Raw genomic sequence first — 19,512 nt, 5'->3', positions numbered from 1 at the left:
CGTCACTTGAGCGCGGCCATGGCGATCCGCTGGGCCACCGGGTTCATGTCCTCGCCCTTCGCGTCGGTGGAGCCGACCGAGTAGACCAGGGTGCGGCCGAGGTCACGGGTGCCGGCGATCAGCGTGTTGTAGCCGTAGCGGCCGCCCGACTTGAGCCAGTAGACCTTCCCCTCGTACGGGAAGCGCTGGAGGCCCGCGCTGTAGGTGGCGCCGTCGATGTGCGCCGGGAGCGTGAACATCTCCCGCAGCTGCGGGGCCGGGACGATGCGGCCGCGGAAGAGGGAGGTGAGGAGGCGTTCCAGGTCGGCGGTCGTGGAGATCATGTCCCCGGCCGCGAACCGGTCCGCCTGGTTCCACTCGGTGACGTCGACGAACTCCGTCGTCCCGTCGGCCCGGCGCACCGCCTGGTAGCCGTGGTTGTGCGGGCCGTCGATCCGCGGGTCGGTGCCCGGGAAGTACGTGTCCCGCATACCGGCGGGCCGCAGGACGAGCCGCGTGGCCTCGGACGCGTACGAGTGGCCGGTCACCTTCTCGATCAGCAGCCCCAGGACCGTGTAGTTGATGTTCAGGTAGTGCTGCTTCTCGCCGGGGCGGAACTCCGGTCCCTTGGCCGCCGCCGACGCGACCACGGCCTGCGGGGTGAGGGTGTCGAAGCGGTGCGCGTACACCTCCTCGAAGGAGTCCCCGAGGCCGTCGCCCGCCGGGATGCCGCTGGTGTGGTTCAGGAGCTGCCGTACGGTGATCGGCCGGAACTTCCCGCCCAGCACGCCGGGCAGATAGCGCTGGACCGGGGTGTTCAGGTCGATCCTCCGTTCGGCCGCCAGTCGCAGCACGGCCGCCGCCGTCACCACCTTCGTCGTCGAACCGGCCCGGAAGCGGGCGTCGGGGTCGGCCGGAGCGGCGCTCGCCAGGTCGTGCACGCCCGCGCTGCCGCGCCAGGTGCCGTCGGTGCCGCCGACCCGGACGAGGGCGGCGGTCGCGTCCGGGTCCGGGAGACCGGCGAGCGCGGCGGTCAGCGCTTCGACGTCGAGGGCGTTCGTGGAGTGGGCCGAGGCCGAGACCGGGACCGAGGTGCGGGCGGGCGTCGCGAAGGCGGGCGCGGCCAGCGGGGTCGCGGCGAGGACGGCGACCAGGGAGGCGGCGAGGACGGCGGTGCGACGGCGAGCTTGCATACGCGTGCTCCAGAGGAAGAAGGCGGGCCGGAGGTTTCGTCACGATCTTCCGCCGGGGCGCGACCCTCGCGGATCGTCGCCGAGGAGGGTGCCCGACCCTGGGGAAACCCTGAGCAACTTCCGTGCGGGCTGGGGGACTTGCTCAGGGCACCCCCCCTACGGGTGGCCGACGGCTGCCGGGCCGGCTGCCGGGTCGGGGGACGGGCCGGTCGCCGGGCCGGCGTCGAAAAGTGTTATCCGTGGGCCGTCCCGGCCGTCTCCTGGGTGTGATCTCCGACATTGCCGACACCGGGGTCCCGGCTGAGAGGGTGCGGGCATGAAGACGTACGCCGAGGCCGGCCGGCACTGGCGTGCCACCATCGCCGACGCGCAGGCCGGCGACCGGCGGGCGCTGGACGAGTTGGTGGCGGGCTGGCTGCCGCTGGTCTACAACATCGTCGGCCGCGCCCTGAACGGTCACGCCGACGTCGACGACGTCGTGCAGGAGACCATGCTGCGCGCCGTCGGCAACCTCGGCTCGCTGCGCGACCCCGACAACTTCCGCTCCTGGCTGGTCGCCATCGCCATGCGGCAGATCCGGGACCGCGCGCGCCGCAGGACGCCACAGCGTCTCGACGAGAGCGTGCCATCCGGTGAAGCCGCCGACTTCGCCGAACTCACCGTGCTGCGGCTCCAGTTGGAGGGACAGCGGCGCGAGGTCGCGGAGGCGGCCCGCTGGCTCGACGACGAGGACCGGCACCTGCTGTCCCTGTGGTGGCTGGAGGTCGCGGGCGAGCTCACCCGCCGCGAGCTGGCCGCGGCCGTCGGTATCAGCCGGCAGCACGCCGCCGTGCGCGTCCAGCGGGTGAAGGAGCGCCTGGAGGTCTCCCGGGGCATCGTGCGCGCCCTCGACGGCGCCTGCCCCGAACTGCGCGAACTGACCACCCGCTGGAACGGCAGGCCGGACTCCGTGTGGCGCAAGCGGCTGGCCCGGCACATCCGCGGCTGCGGCTACTGCGGTGACACCCCCGAGTCCGTCGTCCCGGCGGAACGGCTGCTCGTCGGGATCGCGCTGGTCCCGGTGCCGGCCGGCTTCACGATCTCCCTGGTCCTCGGCGGCAAGACGGCCGCGGCGGCCACCGGCACGGCCTCCGTCGGCTGGTCCGCGAAGGTGCTGACCGCGCTCACCAAGCCGGCCGTCGCGGTCACGGCCGGCGCGACCCTCGCCGCGGGTGGCGCCTACGTCGTCGTACAGACCCCCGACGAGCCGCCCGCCCGCGCGGCCGTCGTCCCCACGGCGGCGGCGAGCACACCCGCCGGCGCGCCGTCCACGCCCGGTCCCGCCCCGTCCCGCTCGGCCTCGCCGTCCCCTTCGCCGACGGCGAGCGAGCGGAAGCCGGACCGGTACGGGAGTGTCGTCGACGCCGTCGACAGCGCGCCCGACCCGCGAACGACGCCCGCCGCCCTGCCGCAGCGGCCCGCGTCCGGCGTCACCAGCAGCGGCGGCGCCCACGCCACCCTGAACCACCGCGGGGACGCCGTGACGCTCAGCGGCCAGGGCTATGTCCTCGTGCGCTGGCAGATATCGCCGCAGTACCGCTCCGGCGGCCTCGTCATGCCCAGCTGGACGGGCCTGCGGGGCAAGCTCTTCCATGTGGCCTCGGGCGGCGGCCGTCGCATGGACGACCCCGTCAGCGCCACGGACACCACCGCCACCGGCATGGGCAGCACGGCCACCGGCTTCGTCGTCCTGCCGTCCGGCACCCAGCAGATGTGGCAGAACGAGTACTTCTACCTCACCGGCAGCGTCACCCTCACCGTGAACGAGCGGGGCGCCGACTACGGCCTCAACGTCTTCCCGACGACCTGGGACGCCGTGGAGAAGGACGTCACGAGCGGTCCCGGTCAGGGCGCCGGCCGCTACGGCCTGGTCCGTGACACCGGTGAGGACGACACACCCGTCCCGCAGTACGTCACCCGCGGGACCCCGGCCGACCCGGCGACGGCGCCCCAGGCCTCGCGCGTGTGACGCTCCCGGGCGGTCAACCGTGCTTGCGCAGGGCCGTCAGCACCTCGATCCGGTTGGTGGTGATGGAGTCCACGCCCAGGTCGATGAGCCGCCGCATGGAACGGCGGGTGTCGGGGGTCCAGACGGAGAGCAGATAGCCGTCGTGGTGGACGCGGGCGGCCAGCTCCCGGTCGACCAGGGAGAAGCGGTAGTTGAGCCAGCGCGGCTTCACCGCGTCGAGCAGCGCGGGCCGCGGGGGCGCCAGGCTGGTGCAGGTCAGGGCGATCTCGGCGGACGGGTCGGCGGCGCGCACGGCCAGCATCGCGGTGGCGTCGGCGCAGTAGAGCACCCGGTCCGCCGCTCCGGCCTCGCCGACGGCGTCCACGATCCGCCGAGCCGTGCGCACCTCGCGCGTCCCCGGCAGATCGAGCATCAGCCGGCTCCCCCCGGTCGCCGCGAGCGCTTCCGCGAGGGTCGGCACCGCACCGGCCGTCAGCCCGCGCACCTCGGCGGCGGACAGCGACCGCAGCGGCCGGTCCTGCTCCCACAGCCGCTTCAGCGTCTCGTCGTGCAGCAGGACGGGCACGCCGTCCCGGGTGAGGCGTACGTCGAACTCGACGGCGTCCGCGCCCTGGTCGAGCGCGGAACGCAGCGAGTCGAGGGTGTTCTCACGGAAGCGGTAGGGGTCGCCGCGATGGGCCACGGCAGTCACGGTGCGCATGGGCCCATTGTGGCGGCCGCCGGTGCTCAGGGGGCCGTCCAGTCCTTCGTGTAGGCGTCGATCTCGGCCTTGATACGCGCCTTGCCGGCCTCGTCCAGGAAGGAGGCGTCGACCGCGTTCCCGGCGAGGGCGGCGAGGCCCCGCTCGTCGAGATCGAGGAGACGGGCGGCCACCGCGTACTCGTTGTTCAGGTCGGTGCCGAACATGGGCGGGTCGTCGGAGTTGATCGTGACCAGGACCCCCGCCCGCACGAACTCCCCGAGCGGGTGCTCGTCCAGGGTGCGGACCGCGCGCGTGGCGATGTTCGAGGTCGGGCACACCTCCAGGGCGATGCGGTGCTCGGCGAGGTGCGCGAGCAGCTTCTCGTCCCGCGCGGAGCTGGTGCCGTGACCGATGCGCTCGGCCCGCAGGTGGGTCAGCGCGTCCCACACCGTCTGCGGGCCGGTGGTCTCGCCGGCGTGCGGCACCGACCGCAGCCCGGCGGCGATGGCCCGGTCGAAGTAGGGCTTGAACTGCGGGCGCGGTACGCCGATCTCGGGCCCGCCGAGGCCGAAGGAGACCAGTCCCTCGGGGCGGATCCGGTCGTCCGTGGCGAGCCGCGCCGTCTCCTCGGCGGCCTCCAGCCCGGCCTCGCCGGGGATGTCGAAGCACCAGCGCAGTACGGTCCCGAACTCGGCCTCGGCCGCCTTGCGGGCGTCCTCGATGGCGTCCATGAAGGCGGCTTCGTCGATGCCGCGCCGGGTCGAGGAGAACGGGGTGATGGTCAGCTCGGCGTACCGCACCTGCTGGCGGGCCAGGTCCCGGGCGACCTCGTACGTCAGCAGCCGGACGTCCTCCGGGGTGCGGATGAGGTCCACGACGGACAGATACACGTCGACGAAGTGGGCGAAGTCGGTGAACGTGAAGTAGTCGGCCAGCGCCTCGGGGTCGGTGGGCACCTTGGAGTCGGGGTGCCGGGCGGCCAGCTCGGAGACGATGCGCGGGGAGGCGGAGCCGACGTGGTGGACGTGCAGTTCGGCCTTGGGCAGCCCCGCGATGAAGGCGTGCACGTCACGGGCGCCGGCCGCGGCGGCCTCGGTGGGGCCGGCGGGTGCGCCGGAGACGGGGGAGCCGGGGGCTGCGGCGGATGCGTCGAAGCGGTCGGTCATGGGGTCCTCCCCGGGACGGCGCCCCGGGCCGAGCGGGCCGGACGGGACGCGGGTGATCGGCTGATCGATGAGTCGGGATCATCGTAGGCGGAGCGGGCGGGGGACGGCCCTCGGCCCCGTTCGCCGGCGCCCGGGGGGACGCCGCCGCCCGGTTCCGGTCGCGAACCGTCGCCCACCGCGCCGACCGCCGCACCGGTCGCGGGCCGTAGCATGACGGAACGTACGCGGGGTGGAACGGCGTACGGAAGACGGAACGCACGAGGGACGCGCGATCGCGAGCGCGGAAGACGGAACGCCTGGCGGAACGCGGGGCTGAGGGCGACAGAGGGGATCCACGCATGTCCGACGACGCGCCGACTCCGGCCGGTGACGCCGCCCGGGACCCGTGGCCCGCGCCCGCCTCCGCCGGGGCGGACGGGCCGCGGGACGCGGTTCCCAAGGTGCCACTGGAGAAGGGCCCGGCGGGCACGGGCACGCCGGAAAGCGGTGCCGGTGCCGGCTCCGGTCCCGCCGGTTCCCCGGCCGCGCCGAACCCCTGGGCCGCCCCGGGCGACAACGCGCGCAGCGGGGCCGGCCACACCGTCGCCGCGAACGAACCGCGGACTCCCGCCCCGGCTCCCCATGCCGCTCCTGTCCCCGCCCCCTCGGATCAGGTGCCGCCGGGCGTTCACGACCAGCGGACGGTGACCGCGCTGCCCGGCGTGCCCCCTGCGCCCGCGGACGCGACCCCGCAGCCGTGGGCCGCCCCCTTCGGGAACCCGCCGGTGAACGGTCCGCTCGGGTCCTATCCGCCGCCCCACCCCGGCACGGCGGCGGGCGGCGTCCCTCCCGTCAACCCCTTCGCCCCTCCCGGGCCGAACGGCGCGGTCCCGCCGCCTCCGCTCGCGCCCCACGGCCCCGGCCAGATCCCGTACGGATACCCGGGCGGCTACGGCTACCCGTCCCAGCCCTACTACGGGGGCGGCGCTCCGGGACCCTACGGCTGGCCCGTCGGGGCGGGGGACAGGAACGGCATGGGCGTCGCCGGGATGGTGCTCGGGATCATCTCGGCCGTCGGCTTCTGCATGTGGCCGCTGGCCGTCGTGCTCGGCATCCTCGGCATCACCTTCGGCGCGGTCGGGCGGGGGAAGGCCAGGCGGGGCGAGGCCTCCAACCCCGGTCAGGCGCTGGCCGGGATCATCTGCGGAAGCGTGGGCATCGCCCTCGCGATCGGACTGGGCGTGCTGTTGATCGTGCAGCCCTGAGGCCCCGGCAGGATCGGGCGCGACGGCGCCGCCCCCGATCCGTCGGCGTGCCTCGGTTCGCTGTCGCGGTTCGCCGCCGTCACTCGGCTCGCCGTCTCACCGTCTCGATGCGGGGCCGTGGCGCGGGTCGCCGGCCCGGGGCGCCCCGCGGCTCAGGCCGCCGCGCGCAGTCGCTCCCGGGCCTCCATGAGGGCGAACCCCAGCAGGTTGGGCCCCCGCCAGCGCTGCGGATCCATCGCCGCGTCGTCGTCCGCCGCCAGGCCGATGCCCCACACGCGGTCCACGGGGCTCGCCTCCACCAGCACCCGATCGCCCGTGTCGAGCAGGAACGAGCGCAGCCCGGGCTGCGAGGCGAACTTGTGGACGCTGCCCTCGACCACGATCCGGAAGCGCTCCCGCTGCCAGGTCGTCTCGTCGAAGCCGCGCACCAGCCGCCCCTCCTTCTTCGCCTGGGCGGGGGACTTCGCGGCCAGCGCCCGCTTCTCCGCTTCCCCGTCCTCGAAGAGGCGCGCCTTCCCGGCCATCATCCAGTGCTCGGCCGTCGCGTAGGTGACCCCGTCGACCACGAAGGGTGACGGCCACCACTGGCTGAGGCAGCTCCGGCCCAGCCGTCCGTCGGGCTGCGGCCGGTGTCCCCAGAAGTGCAGATACTTGATCCTCGCCCCGGTCCGGGCCCGCCTGACCAGGGCCTCCTGGCAATCGATCCTCTCCATGCACGCGAGTCTGGCACGCGCCACTGACACTGCGTCCCGCCTTTTCCGTTCCGACTCGACACCTGGTCGACCCCGCCGTCGACAGATTCCGTCGCGTAACCAAAAGGCAACAACGGAATCACTTGTTGGGGGACCCTCGCTCTGTCAGGATCGGCAATCAAATCAAGCTGGAGCTACGCCAGCCGCCGCCGCGCACAGCGGGGCGAAGGCGGAGGAGAGCGACATGCAGGACCGGTTTCCCGCACAGGAACGTTTCGCGGACGGCGCTCAGTACATCGGGGGCCGTCTCCGGCACGGCACGTCCGGCCGGACCCACTCCGTGGTCGACCCCGCCAGCGGCGAGGGGGTCTTCACCTACGAACTGGCCGGCGCCGACGACGTCGACGCGGCCGTGGCCGCCGCCCGGGCCGCCTTCCCGGGCTGGGCGGGCACGACGCCGGGCGAGCGCTCCGACGCGCTGCACCGGTTCGCCGCCGTCCTCGCCGACCGTGCCGAGGAGTTCGCCCGCGCCGAGTCCCTCCAGTGCGGCAAGCCGCTGAAGCTGACCCGCGAGTTCGACGTGCCGGGCACCATCGACAACACCGCGTTCTTCGCCGGCGCGGCCCGCCACCTCGCGGGTCAGTCCGCCGGTGAGTACTCCGGCGACCACACCTCCTACGTCCGTCGTGAACCCATCGGCGTCGTCGGCTCCATCGCGCCCTGGAACTACCCCCTCCAGATGGCCGCGTGGAAGATCCTCCCGGCGATCGCGGCAGGCAACACCATCGTGCTCAAGCCGGCCGAGCTCACCCCGCTCACCTCGCTGCTCTTCGCCGAGGCGGCGACGGCGGCGGGCATCCCCGACGGTGTGATCAACATCGTCAACGGGACCGGACGGGAGGCCGGTGAGCGCCTGGTCGGGCATCCCGACGTCGCGATGACCTCCTTCACCGGCTCCACCGCCGTCGGCAAGCGCGTCGCCGAGGTCGCCACCGCGACCGTCAAGCGGCTGCACCTGGAGCTGGGCGGCAAGGCGCCCTTCGTCGTCTTCGACGACGCCGACCTGGAGGCCGCGGCCAACGGCGCGGTCGCGGGGGCGCTCATCAACACCGGGCAGGACTGCACGGCCGCCACGCGCGCGTACGTGCAGCGTCCTCTCTACGAGGCGTTCGTCGAGCGGACGGCCGCCCTCATGGAGACCGTCCGGCTCGGCGATCCCTTCGCCCCCGGCACCGACCTCGGCCCGCTCGTCTCGCATGTCCAGCGGGACCGGGTCGCGGCCTTCGTCGACCGGGCGCGTGCCTACGCGCGCGTGGTGACCGGCGGAGAGGTTCCTCAGGGGGGTCTCAAGAACGGCGCGTACTATCGCCCCACCCTGATCGCGGACGCCGCGCAGGACAGCGAGGTCGTCCAGTCCGAGATCTTCGGCCCGGTCCTGGTGGTGCTCCCCTTCGACAGCGACGACGAGGGCATCGCGCTCGCCAACGACACCCCCTACGGGCTGGCCGCCTCCGCGTGGAGCCGGGACGTCTTCCGGGCGAACCGGGCGACGCGTGAGATCAAGGCCGGGTGTGTGTGGGTCAACGACCACATCCCGATCATCAGCGAAATGCCCCACGGCGGCTACAAGGCCTCCGGCTTCGGCAAGGACATGTCGGTCTATTCGTTCGAGGAGTACACACAGGTAAAGCACGTTATGTTCGATAACACCGCGGTGGCCCGCAAGCCCTGGCACCGCACCATCTTCGGGGACTGTTAAAGCGACGACGACCGGCCGCCGACCACGGCCGACCCTCCCGAAAGGGCACCACGCGCATGGAGCAGTACGAGCCCGACCGCCTGAGCCCGGCCCAAGTGGCCGCCGTGCGGCGCAGCCTCCGCAACGGCAGGGGGGCCATGACCCGCCGGTCGCTGCTGCGCGCCTCCACGGGAGGCGCCCTGGCGCTGGGCGGCCTCGGCGCGCTCAGCGCCTGCGGGATCCCCGCGGCCGGCAAGACCGAGGGCGGCACGTCCGCCGACGACCACTCGGCGAAGGAGAAGACCGTCAGCTTCTCCAACTGGACCGAGTACATGGACGTCGACGAGAGCGGCAAGCACCACCCGACGCTCGACGCCTTCACCAAGCGCACCGGCGTCAAGGTGAAGTACACCGAGGACATCAACGACAACAACGAGTTCTTCGGCAAGATCAAGCCGCAGCTCGCCGCGGGCCAGGACACCGGCCGCGACATCATCGTCCTCACCGACTGGCTGGCCGCCCGCCTCATCCGCCTCGGGTGGGTCCAGAAACTGGACCCGTCCAACCTGCCGCACGCCTACGCCAACCTCTCGCAGCAGTTCCGCACCCCCGACTGGGATCCGGGCCGGGCGTACTCGTATCCCTGGCAGGGCATCTCCACGGTGATCGCCTACAACAAGAAGGCGCTCGACGGCGTCGAGGTGAAGTCGGTATCCGACCTGCTCGACAACCCCAAGCTCAAGGGCCGCGTCGGCTTCCTCACCGAGATGCGCGACAGCATGGGCATGACGCTGCTGGACATGGGCAAGGACCCGGCGAAGTTCACCGACGACGACTACGACGCCGCCATCGCCCGCCTCCAGAAGGGCGTCGACAGCGGCCAGATCCGCCGCTTCACCGGCAACGACTACACCTCCGACATCACCAGCGGCGACTTCGCGGCCTGTATCGCGTGGGCCGGTGACGTCGTACAGCTCAAGGCGGACAGTCCCGACATCGACTTCGTGATCCCGGACAGCGGTTACCTGACGTCCAGCGACAACATGCTGATTCCCAACAAGGCGCGTCACAAGACGAACGCCGAACGGCTCATGGACTACTACTACGAGCCGGAGCCGGCCGCCGAACTCGCCGCGTACATCAACTACGTCTGTCCCGTGGACGGCGTGAAGGACGCGCTGGCGAAGATCGACGAGGATGCGGCGAACAACCCGCTGATCATCCCTGACAAGGCCATGCAGGCGAAGTCGCACTCCTTCCGCTCGCTGAGCTCGAAGGAAGAGACCGCCTACGAGGCGAAGTTCGCAAAGCTCACCGGGGCGTGACGACGATGAAGACGACCGACAGCGGCAGCGGCGACGTCCGCCTGACCGGCATCAGCAAGACCTACGGCTCCTTCGCCGCCGTCCACCCGCTCGACCTGACCGTCCCGCAGGGCTCTTTCTTCGCCCTGCTCGGCGCGTCCGGCTGCGGCAAGACCACCACCCTGCGCATGATCGCCGGTCTGGAGGAACCTTCCTCCGGAACCGTCCACCTCGGCGACCAGGACGTGACGGCACTCCCGCCGTACAAGCGGCCCGTGAACACCGTCTTCCAGTCCTACGCCCTCTTCCCGCACCTCGACATCTTCGAGAACGTCGCCTTCGGCCTGCGCCGGCGCGGCATCAAGAGCGTGAAGAAGCAGGTCGAGGACATGCTGGAGCTCGTACAACTCGGCGAGCAGGCCCGCAAGAAGCCGCACCAGCTCTCCGGCGGCCAGCAGCAGCGCGTCGCCGTGGCCCGCGCCCTGATCAACACCCCCAAGGTGCTGCTGCTCGACGAGCCCCTCGGCGCCCTCGACCTCAAGCTGCGCCGCCAGATGCAGCTCGAGCTCAAGCGCATCCAGACCGAGGTCGGCATCACCTTCGTCCACGTCACGCACGACCAGGAGGAGGCCATGACGATGGCCGACGCGGTCGCCGTGATGAACGCGGGCCGGGTCGAGCAGCTCGGCTCGCCGACCGACCTCTACGAGAACCCGAACACCACCTTCGTCGCCAACTTCCTCGGCACGTCGAACCTCATCGAGGCCGAGGTCGACACCAAGAGCGGCGACGACATCGTGCTGAAGGCCGGCGGCGGCAAGCTCGTCCTGCCCGGGTCGCGCTGCTCCGCGCCCACCACGGCCGGCGGCAAGGTGCTGGTCGGCGTCCGCCCGGAGAAGATCTCCCTCACCCACGCCGACGACGCCGGCGAGATACCCGAGGGCCGCAACCGCATCACCGGGCGGATCGCCAACTCCTCGTTCATCGGCGTCTCCACCCAGTACGTCGTCGACAGCGCGGTCTGCCCCGAGTTCGAGGTCTACGCCCAGAACATCGACCGGGACGCCCGGCTCGCCCCCGGCGCCGAGGTCGTCCTGCACTGGAGCCCCGCCCACACCTTCGGCCTCGACGCGGCCCAGGCCATCGACGCGGGCATACAGGAAGAGGCGGCCCTCTGATGGCGACGCTCACCGAGGCGCCCCCGCCTCTCTCCCCGACGGCACCGGTGGAGAAGCCGCCCCGCAAGCGCGGGCGCTGGACGCCGTACTGGCTGCTGCTGCCCGGTCTGCTCTGGCTGCTCGTGTTCTTCGCGCTGCCGATGATCTACCAGGCCTCCACGTCCGTGCAGACGGGCTCCCTGGAGGAGGGCTACAAGGTCACCTGGCACCTCGCGACCTACTGGGACGCGCTGAGCGAGTACTGGCCGCAGTTCCTGCGCTCGGTCCTCTACGCGGCCGCCGCGACGATCCTGTGCCTGGTGCTCGGCTACCCGCTGGCCTATCTCATCGCCTTCCGGGCCGGCCGCTGGCGCAACCTGATCATGATCCTGGTGATCGCGCCGTTCTTCACCAGCTTCCTGATCCGCACCCTCGCCTGGAAGACGATCCTCGCGGACGGCGGGCCGGTCGTCGGCGCCCTCAACACCCTGCACGTCCTCGACGTCACCAGCTGGCTCGGCTGGACGGCGGGGGACCGGGTGCTGGCCACCCCGCTCGCGGTGGTCTGCGGTCTGACGTACAACTTCCTGCCCTTCATGATCCTGCCGCTCTACACCTCGCTCGAACGCATCGACGGGCGGCTGCACGAGGCGGCCGGCGACCTGTACGCCAGGCCCGTCACCACCTTCCGCAAGGTCACTTTCCCGCTGTCGATGCCGGGCGTGGTCTCCGGAACGCTGCTGACCTTCATCCCGGCGGCCGGCGACTACGTCAACGCGGAACTCCTCGGCTCGACCGACACCCGCATGATCGGAAACGTGATCCAGACGCAGTTCCTGCGGGTGCTGGACTATCCGACGGCGGCGGCCCTCTCCTTCATCCTGATGGCCGCGATCCTTTTCATGGTCACTCTCTACATCCGCAGGTCCGGGACGGAGGATCTGGTCTAAATGCCCTTCGTCAACTGGCTCAAGCGCCATTTCGTGGTCATCGCGGGACTTCTCACGCTCGCTTATCTCCTCCTGCCGAACGTCGTCGTCACGGTGTTCTCCTTCAACAAACCGAAGGGCCGCTTCAACTACCAGTGGCAGCAGTTCTCCACCGACGCCTGGCAGGACCCGTGCGGGGTCTCCGGGCTGTGCGGCTCGCTGTCGCTGAGCCTCCAGATCGCCGTCTGGGCGACCGTCGGCGCGACCGCCCTGGGCACGATGATCGCCTTCGCGCTCGTCCGCTACCGCTTCCGCGCGCGGGGCGCCGTCAACTCGCTGATCTTCCTGCCCATGGCGATGCCCGAGGTCGTCATGGCCGCCTCGCTGCTCACCCTGTTCCTCAACCTCGGTGCCCAGCTGGGGTTCTGGACCATCCTCATCGCCCACATCATGTTCTGCCTCAGCTTCGTCGTGACGGCGGTGAAGGCGCGCGTCATGTCGATGGACCCGCGGCTGGAGCAGGCCGCCCAGGACCTCTACGCCGGGCCGGCGCAGACGTTCCTGCGCGTCACCCTGCCCATCGCCGCACCGGGAATCGCCGCGGGCGCGCTGCTCGCCTTCGCGCTCTCCTTCGACGATTTCATCATCACGAATTTCAACGCGGGCTCGACCGTCACCTTCCCCATGTTCGTCTGGGGCTCGGCGCAGCGCGGAACGCCCGTTCAGATCAATGTCATCGGTACGGCCATGTTCCTGATCGCCGTACTGTTCGTCCTGACCTCGATGGTCATCGGAAATCGCCGCAACAAGCAAAAGGCGTAATCGCAAAAAGCCCCTGTAGGGAGTTGAAATCATGGCCCCAAGCGCCATGAACCGGTGGATCACTTCTCTTTCCGACGCACAGCCGGTGCCGTACTGGCTGGAAGATCCCGGCAAGCCGCACCCCGAACCCGCGCTCACCGGCCCCGAGACCTGCGACCTGCTGGTCGTCGGCGGCGGCTACAGCGGACTGTGGACGGCGCTCGTCGCCAAGGAGCGCGAACCGCAGCGGGACGTGGTGCTGCTGGAGGGCCGCGAGGTGGGCTGGGCCGCCTCGGGCCGCAACGGGGGCTTCTGCGCGGCCTCCCTCACCCACGGGCTGGCCAACGGCCTTGCCCGCTGGCCGGACGAGATCCACCGGCTGGAGGAGCTGGGGGCGCGCAACCTCGACGAGATCGAGGCGGCGATCGCCCGGTACGGCATCGACTGCGACTTCGAGCGCACCGGCGAGATCGACGTCGCCACCGAGACCTACCAGGCGCGGGAACTGCGCGACTGGTACGAGGAGCTCGAAGGCAAGGGCCTCGCCGACGGGATCGAGTTCCTCGACGCGGACGCGGTGCGCGAACAGGTCGCGTCGCCCACCTTCCGGGCGGGTCTCCACGACCGCCGGGGCGTGGCCATGCTCCATCCCGCCAAGCTCGCCTGGGGTCTGAAACAGGCGTGCGTGCGGCTGGGCGTCCGCGTCTACGAGCACACCCCGGCCCTGACGCTGAAGTCCTACGGCGCCGGAATGGCCGTGGGCACCCCGTACGGGCAGGTGCGGGCCCGCCGGGTCGCGCTCGGCACCAACATCTTCCCGAGCCTGGTCAAGCGGGTGCGGTCGTACACCGTCCCGGTCTACGACTACGCGCTGATGACCGAACCGCTGAGCGCCGGGCAGCTCGACTCGATCGGCTGGAAGAACCGGCAGGGTCTCGGGGACTCCGCCAACCAGTTCCACTACTTCCGGCTGTCCGCCGACAACCGGATCCTGTGGGGCGGATACGATGCGGTCTACCCCTACGGGGGCCGGGTGCGCGCCGAGTACGACGACCGGCCGGAGACGTACGCCAAGCTCGCCGGCCACTTCTTCGGCTGCTTCCCGCAGCTGGAGGGCGTGCGCTTCACCCACGCGTGGGGCGGGGCGATCGACACGTGCTCACGCTTCTCGGCGTTCTTCGGCACGGCGCACCAGGGGAAGGTGGCCTACGCGGCCGGGTACACCGGCCTCGGTGTCGGGGCCACCCGCTTCGGGGCCGAGGTCATGCTGGACCTGCTGGCGGGGGAGAGCACCGAGCGGACGTCGCTGGAGATGGTCCGCAAGAAGCCGCTGCCCTTCCCGCCCGAGCCCTTCGCCTGGACCGGCATCGCCCTCACCAAGTGGTCGCTGGCCCACGCCGACGCGCACGGCGGGCGGCGCAACCTGTGGCTGAGGACGATGGACCGGCTGGGGCTGGGCTTCGACAGCTGACCCCGCCGGCGAGGTGTGACCCGGTTCACTCCAACGGGTGGCCCCGATCCGCGTAATGCCCGTCGGGAATCTCCCTCTCCCTCGTGACGCGACCGCGTCCACGAGGGAAAGGGAGGTCTTCTCATGGCTGGGGCGAAGACGGCCGTCGCATGGCTGGCATCCGTCGCACCGGATCCCGAGGCATGCCGCCGGGAGTGGGAGCGCAACCCCCTGGGGGTGGCGCTGCTGCCCGCGGGCCGGGCCTGGGACGTACTCATCCTGCCGGGCGAGCTCGGCTATCCCACGCTCGACGTGCTCACCCGGATCCTGCACCGGCCGGGTCCCGTCCTGGTCGACTTCGGGGACAACCGCATGGGCTTCTTCGTGGCGCCCGGCACGGCCGCCCGCTGGCTCGGCACCGGCATCCGCACCGCCGGGACCGGCACCTGGATCGTCGTGCCGTATCCGGGCCGTTCGACCCGGGGAGTCCGCTGGCTCGTCCCGCCGGACGGCTCCGGCACCCTGACCGATACCGCGCTGCTCGAACTGGCGATGCACGAGGCGGCGGCGGCACTGGCCGGCGGAGAGGACGGCTGACCGACCGGACACCCGCGGTCGACCGACCGGACGCCTCCGCCGCGCCACCCGGCCACCGGCCCGCTCGCGGCCGGCGCGCCCCCACGCCCCCCGGACCCCGAGGCACGGCGGAACCCCTTCACGTCGGCCGCCCGCGCGGCCGACGCGGACGCCTTCGGCGAAGGCGTCGCCGACCGCTGCCTGTCCCTGACAGCCGCCCCCGCTGACGCCCCCCCCCGCTGACGCCCGCCCGCCGCCGAGGACGGCGCCGCGCCCGTCGTTCCGCCGTCGTGTCGTCGCGCTATTCCGTGGACGTCGCCTTCAGCGCCAGCCACAGCTCCATCCGGACGTCCGGGTCGTCCAGTGAACGCCCGAGGATCTCCTCCACCCGCCGCATCCGGTAGCGCAGGGTGTGCCGGTGGACGCCCAGGTCGGCCGCCGCCGCGTCCCACTGGCCGTGCCGGGAGAGCCAGGCCCGAAGCGACGCCACCAGGTCGCCGCGCCCGGTCGCGTCGTGTTCGTGCAGGGCGCGCAGCAGACCGTCCGCGAACGCCTTCACCGCGTCGTCCGCGAGCAGGGGCAGCACGGAGCCCGCCGCGAGCCGCTCGTGCTCCACGAGGACCCGGCCCCGGCGCCGCGCCACCGACAGCGCCTGCTCGGCCTGCTTGTAGGCCGCCGCCGCGGCGATCGGCCCGGCCGGCGCGGACAGGCCCACGACGAGGCCGTCCTCCTCGCCGGACTCGGATCCGGAGCCCCCGGCCGCACGCGCACCCTCCAGCGCCGCCGCGTACTGCGCGCACGCCGCCGCGGCCGCGCCCCCGTCCGCGACCAGGACCACCAGCCGGTCGCCCTCGGGCACCACCAGCACGGCCTCCCCGGCCCGGGCGGCCGCCGACTCGACGGCCTCGGTGAGCCCGTCGAAGGGATCACCGCCGGCCTCACCCGCGGCCGGGGCCGGTACCGCGTCGGCGACGATCACCCGGAACGGGGCGTCGAGCAGACCGCCGTACAGGTCGCCGGCGACGGCCCGCGCGTGGTCCGGTTCGCCCGCCAGCAGCATGCGGAGCACCGCCGCGCCGATCCGCTGCTGCGCCGCGTGCAGCGAGCGGGAGCGTTCCGTGGTCAGGGTGAGCAGCGCGATGGCCGAGTGGACGGCGTACCGCTCGGCGGTGCCGAGCGCCGAGGCGGTGCCGACGGCGAGCGCGGCGCGCGGGCGCCGGCCGGTGCCCAGGGAGTGCAGCTCGACCCGGTCGTCGTGCCGGCCGTCGGGTCCTGAGCGCTCCGGGCTCCCGCCGCCGCCCGCCACCGCCGAGGCCGGGGCCGGCCGTTCCCGCAGCCGTTCGACCTCGGCGGTGAGCCGCGCCGCCCGGCGGCCCGCCCACTCCGGCGCGGCCCCCACGACGGCGCCCGAGGCGTCGTACAGGGCCGCCCACCCGTCGACCTGCGCGGCGAGCGCGCGGAGCAGCCCCTGCGGGCCGTCCGTCAGCGCCTGCTTCGTCAGCTCGCGCTGGGCCGCGAACCCGGCCGTGACCGCCCGGTACTGGTCGGCCGCGATCGCCGCCGACACGGCCTTGCTGATGGCGAGGAACGGCGTGCGGCGCGGCACCTCCAGCAGGGGCAGGCCTTCCTCGTCGGCCGCGTCGACCAGGGCCTTCGGGATGTCGTCGTAGTTGACGCCGACGGCGAAGCCCAGTCCGACCACCCCGGCCTTGGCCAGCCGCCGCACGTAGCGCCGCATGGCCTCCGGGTCCTCCGCGTCCAGCTTGAGCGCGGTGATCAGCAGCAGCTCCCCGCCCTCCATGTACGGCACGGGGTCCGCGAGCTCGCTGACGTGCGCCCAGCGCACCGGCACGTCCAGACGGTCCCCGCCCGCTCGCACGGTCAGTTTCAGCGCGGAGTGGTGGACGAGCGAGGCGAGCGTGGGAGGCATGGGGCCTTCAGGTCGGGGGAGTGATCGGCGGCGTGATCTTTTGGCCGCCGCGTATGAACGGTCTCCCCCGATTCTGCCTCACTGTACGGACCGCGGGCGTGTCTTCAGCCCCGCAGGTCCACCAGCAGAGGCGGCGCGTGCTCGCCGTCCACACTCGTCAGGGAGAGCACCGCGTGGCCGGGCGGCACCTCGTGCGCCAGCCGGGACGCCGACCACCGCTCCCGTTCCACCTGGCGCACGGTCACCGCGTCCGTGGTCACCGCCTTGCCGGTCACCAGCTTGCGCAGGGCGTGGATGGCGCGGGTCATCGGCTGGTCGGCGAAGACGGTGTGCTGGGCGACCTCGGTGGTCTCCACCATCTCGGTGCCCCAGGTCTGCGCGAATCTGCTGCCGTCCCAGGTGGTGATGCCGGAGAACGCCATCCGGCAGCCGACGGCACCGTACAGCGGTCCGTGCAGCGCCTCCGGGACGTCGCCGATCGAGCGCAGGGCGAGCACCACGCCCGCGTTCTGCGAGCGCAGCCGCTGGAGCCTGCGCACCGACCCGTCGGTGACGGTGCCCGTCGCGTCGTCCAGGAGCAGACAGGCGAAGTGGTCGCGCCGCTCCCGCACGACGGTGTGGAACTGGGCGAGGACCAGTCGGGTGATGAGCCGGGCCGCCTCCTCGTGACCCCGCTCGGGCAGATCGATTCGGACCCGCAGCGGATGGTGGGCGACGGCGCGCAGCGAGAACGCCCGGTGCGCGTTGCTGCCGCCGCCGAAGAACTCCGCGAACACCGGGCGGCCGAGCAGCGCCAGCCGGTCGGCGAGGGCCCGGCCCGCGTCGCCCGGGGCGCCCGTCTGCCGGACGCGTGCCTCCAGCTCGCGGCGCATCACCTCGTCACCGGCGACGGCGTCCCGGAGCGCGGACAGCGCGGCCGGTTCGCCCTCCAGCAGTTCGCGCAGCTCGGGCAGGGTGGGGAAGCATCCGTGCGCGCTCCGGTAGGGGCCCAGCACCTGGGCGAGCGCCGTGGCCGCGCTCTGGCCGCTCACCGCGTCGAGGTCGCCGACCAGCGCCTCGGCGAGGATCGCGGCCGCCTCGTCCGGGTCCTCGGACTCCGCGTACGGGTCCAGGTCGTGCACGGACGAGGGGTCCCCGATCCCGACGATCACGTCGAACGCGGAGTCGGAGCCGAGCGGGCCGCTCCCGGGCGAGGACACCGCGACGACGGCGCACGCCCCGGTGAGCGCCTGGAGGGCCAGTGCCTCGGTGAGCGGCTCGACCAGGGTCCGGGTCTTGCCCGATCCGGACGGCCCGACCGCGAGCAGCGAGGTACCCAGCACGTCCGGGCCGAGCGCGGCACCCGCGTCGTGATAGCTGACCGGGGTGCGCTCGGCGGCCACCCAGCGGCCGACCCGCACCTGCCCGGTGAGGAGATCGTGCCGGGCGCCGCGCCGGGGCAGGTCGCGGGCGCCGGAGGGGTGGGTCCAGGCCGCCCCGCCCTGCCGCAGCACGGTCTCCCGGAAGTCCGTGAGCCCCGCCGTCCAGGCGCGTCGTACACGCACGCAGTCCACGTCGTTCATCCGGCCGGCGGCGACCTCGGAGGTCAGCAGCTCCGCCGCCTCGTACTGTCCCGCGTCCCGCAGCTCGGGCCACTGGGCACGCGGCCGCTCGACCGCGGGCCGGGCCTGGTCGGGCCCCGCGCGCCGGGCGGCGAGTCGTTCCCGCGCGTACGGCCACCAGCCGCCGACCTGCGCGAACGGCCACACCACCAGCAGCGTGATGACCGTGTACAGCGCGTTCGTGAACAGGGGGGAGGCGAACAGTTCGTAGCTGCCGGAGATCAGCACGATCAGCGAGAACAGGGGGTCGATGACGGGGAGGGCGTCCCAGCCGACGCCGAAGGCGCCGGGGAAGACGAAGCTGAGGGTGGCGAGCGCGCCCAGCAGGGCGACGAGAGCCCGCGCGGGCTGCGGCCGGCGGCCCACGAAGTGCCGCACGGCGTGCGCCCAGCTGCCGAGCCGGCCCATGCCGTAGACGAGGACGGCGAAGAACACGCCGTCGTAGACCACGCGTGCCTCGGCGCCCTCCATGGACTTGGGGGACGCGATCGTGCCGCCCCACCACCAGTCGTCCGGGGTGAACAGCCGTAGCAGGGTGAACTGGTACGGCAGACCGCCCCGGCGCCACAGCGACCACAGGACCAGTGCGACGACCAGCGGGACCAACATGCCGACGACCGTGACCGGCGCGAGCCGCTCCGTGGCCCGGGCCGCCTTCGGTGGCCGGTACCCGAAACGCCAGATCCCGGTCCCGGCCGCGGGGCGCGCCTCGTCGAGCCAGTCGGCGACGGCGGACGAGGCCTGCGGGGAGTGCCCGGGAGCAGGGGGTGCGCCCGGCGCCCTGTCCGGCCGCGGTGGCGCCGACGGCGGGTGCGCCGGCCCCGCCGGGCGCGGCACGGGATTCGCCTGCGTGCCCCGCGCGTCCTGCGTCCCGTCGCCGTCCATCGCCCCTGCCCCCTGACCAGCCGTTCCGTCCACCATCAGCGAGCCAATCTAACGCGCCCGCAAGGGGAGTTCACCGCTTACGCGGCCGGGGCCCCTGACGATCACCGTCCGGCGGCACTGTCCATGACGGACAAGCCGTCCCGCCGACACCGCCCACATGGAGCATGCCCACCCTCC

General features: G+C 72.6%; 15 protein-coding genes. 9 read left to right on the top strand and 6 right to left on the bottom strand.

Features of this window, described 5'->3' with window-relative positions:
• Positions 1 to 2 precede the first annotated feature (2 nt).
• On the bottom strand, positions 3 to 1,172 hold the full coding sequence (locus OG440_RS10055) for a serine hydrolase domain-containing protein (protein WP_406006506.1): 1,170 nt from the start codon (positions 1,170 to 1,172) through the stop codon (positions 3 to 5).
• 316 nt (positions 1,173 to 1,488) lie between these two features.
• Here OG440_RS10055 and OG440_RS10050 point away from each other — a divergent pair, with 316 nt between their 5' ends.
• Positions 1,489 to 3,180: an RNA polymerase sigma factor gene (locus OG440_RS10050; protein WP_406006505.1), complete on the top strand. Its 1,692-nt coding sequence runs from the start codon at positions 1,489 to 1,491 to the stop codon at positions 3,178 to 3,180.
• Positions 3,181 to 3,193: 13 nt separating this feature from the next.
• On the opposite strand, the gene OG440_RS10045 is transcribed toward OG440_RS10050, so the two are convergent.
• A complete protein-coding gene (locus tag OG440_RS10045; RefSeq protein ID WP_406006504.1) occupies positions 3,194 to 3,880 on the bottom strand; it encodes a glycerophosphodiester phosphodiesterase in 687 nt (228 codons plus the stop codon).
• Positions 3,881 to 3,906: 26 nt separating this feature from the next.
• Complete coding sequence (locus OG440_RS10040; RefSeq protein WP_406006503.1) at positions 3,907 to 5,028, bottom strand: adenosine deaminase; 1,122 nt, start codon at positions 5,026 to 5,028, stop codon at positions 3,907 to 3,909.
• Positions 5,029 to 5,366: 338 nt separating this feature from the next.
• Between OG440_RS10040 and OG440_RS10035 the strand changes: the two genes are divergently transcribed.
• Entirely contained in the window at positions 5,367 to 6,272 is a 906-nt protein-coding gene (locus OG440_RS10035) for a DUF4190 domain-containing protein (RefSeq protein WP_406006502.1), read from the top strand.
• 152 nt (positions 6,273 to 6,424) lie between these two features.
• Here OG440_RS10035 and OG440_RS10030 read toward each other — a convergent pair whose 3' ends face one another.
• Positions 6,425 to 6,985 carry an NADAR family protein gene (locus tag OG440_RS10030; protein WP_406006501.1) on the bottom strand — a complete coding sequence of 187 codons (561 nt, stop codon included), beginning with the start codon at positions 6,983 to 6,985 and terminating at the stop codon, positions 6,425 to 6,427.
• Between the two features lie 223 nt (positions 6,986 to 7,208).
• Here OG440_RS10030 and OG440_RS10025 point away from each other — a divergent pair, with 223 nt between their 5' ends.
• The 7 genes from OG440_RS10025 to OG440_RS09995 all read left to right on the top strand — a co-directional run bounded on the left by OG440_RS10025 (position 7,209) and on the right by OG440_RS09995 (position 14,940).
• Entirely contained in the window at positions 7,209 to 8,723 is a 1,515-nt protein-coding gene (locus OG440_RS10025) for a gamma-aminobutyraldehyde dehydrogenase (RefSeq protein WP_406006500.1), read from the top strand.
• A gap of 56 nt (positions 8,724 to 8,779) precedes the next feature.
• Entirely contained in the window at positions 8,780 to 10,027 is a 1,248-nt protein-coding gene (locus OG440_RS10020; protein ID WP_406006499.1) for a spermidine/putrescine ABC transporter substrate-binding protein, read from the top strand.
• A gap of 5 nt (positions 10,028 to 10,032) precedes the next feature.
• The gene (locus OG440_RS10015; protein ID WP_406011306.1) at positions 10,033 to 11,184 is read left to right on the top strand and encodes an ABC transporter ATP-binding protein; all 1,152 of its coding nucleotides are present in this window, start codon (positions 10,033 to 10,035) and stop codon (positions 11,182 to 11,184) included.
• Positions 11,184 to 12,113 (top strand): ABC transporter permease, encoded by a 930-nt coding sequence (locus OG440_RS10010; protein ID WP_406006498.1) that lies wholly within the window; start codon positions 11,184 to 11,186, stop codon positions 12,111 to 12,113. The genes OG440_RS10015 and OG440_RS10010 overlap by 1 nt, the downstream gene beginning before the upstream one ends.
• The gene (locus OG440_RS10005; RefSeq protein ID WP_406006497.1) at positions 12,114 to 12,914 is read left to right on the top strand and encodes an ABC transporter permease; all 801 of its coding nucleotides are present in this window, start codon (positions 12,114 to 12,116) and stop codon (positions 12,912 to 12,914) included.
• Between the two features lie 31 nt (positions 12,915 to 12,945).
• Positions 12,946 to 14,364, top strand: coding sequence for an NAD(P)/FAD-dependent oxidoreductase (locus OG440_RS10000; protein WP_406006496.1), 1,419 nt, complete (start codon positions 12,946 to 12,948; stop codon positions 14,362 to 14,364).
• 123 nt (positions 14,365 to 14,487) lie between these two features.
• Entirely contained in the window at positions 14,488 to 14,940 is a 453-nt protein-coding gene (locus OG440_RS09995) for a hypothetical protein (protein WP_406006495.1), read from the top strand.
• Between the two features lie 280 nt (positions 14,941 to 15,220).
• Here OG440_RS09995 and OG440_RS09990 read toward each other — a convergent pair whose 3' ends face one another.
• Together OG440_RS09990 and OG440_RS09985 are read right to left on the bottom strand one after the other, a co-directional pair.
• A complete protein-coding gene (locus OG440_RS09990; RefSeq protein ID WP_406006494.1) occupies positions 15,221 to 16,849 on the bottom strand; it encodes a PucR family transcriptional regulator in 1,629 nt (542 codons plus the stop codon).
• Positions 16,850 to 16,953: 104 nt separating this feature from the next.
• Positions 16,954 to 19,335 carry an ATP/GTP-binding protein gene (locus OG440_RS09985; protein ID WP_406006493.1) on the bottom strand — a complete coding sequence of 794 codons (2,382 nt, stop codon included), beginning with the start codon at positions 19,333 to 19,335 and terminating at the stop codon, positions 16,954 to 16,956.
• Positions 19,336 to 19,512 lie beyond the last annotated feature (177 nt).

The organism is Streptomyces sp. NBC_00637 (genome assembly GCF_045161545.1).
GTDB lineage: Bacteria > Actinomycetota > Actinomycetes > Streptomycetales > Streptomycetaceae > Streptomyces.
The sequence above is the reverse complement of the archived record's forward strand: the minus strand, read 5'-3'. Positions and strand labels throughout refer to the sequence as shown.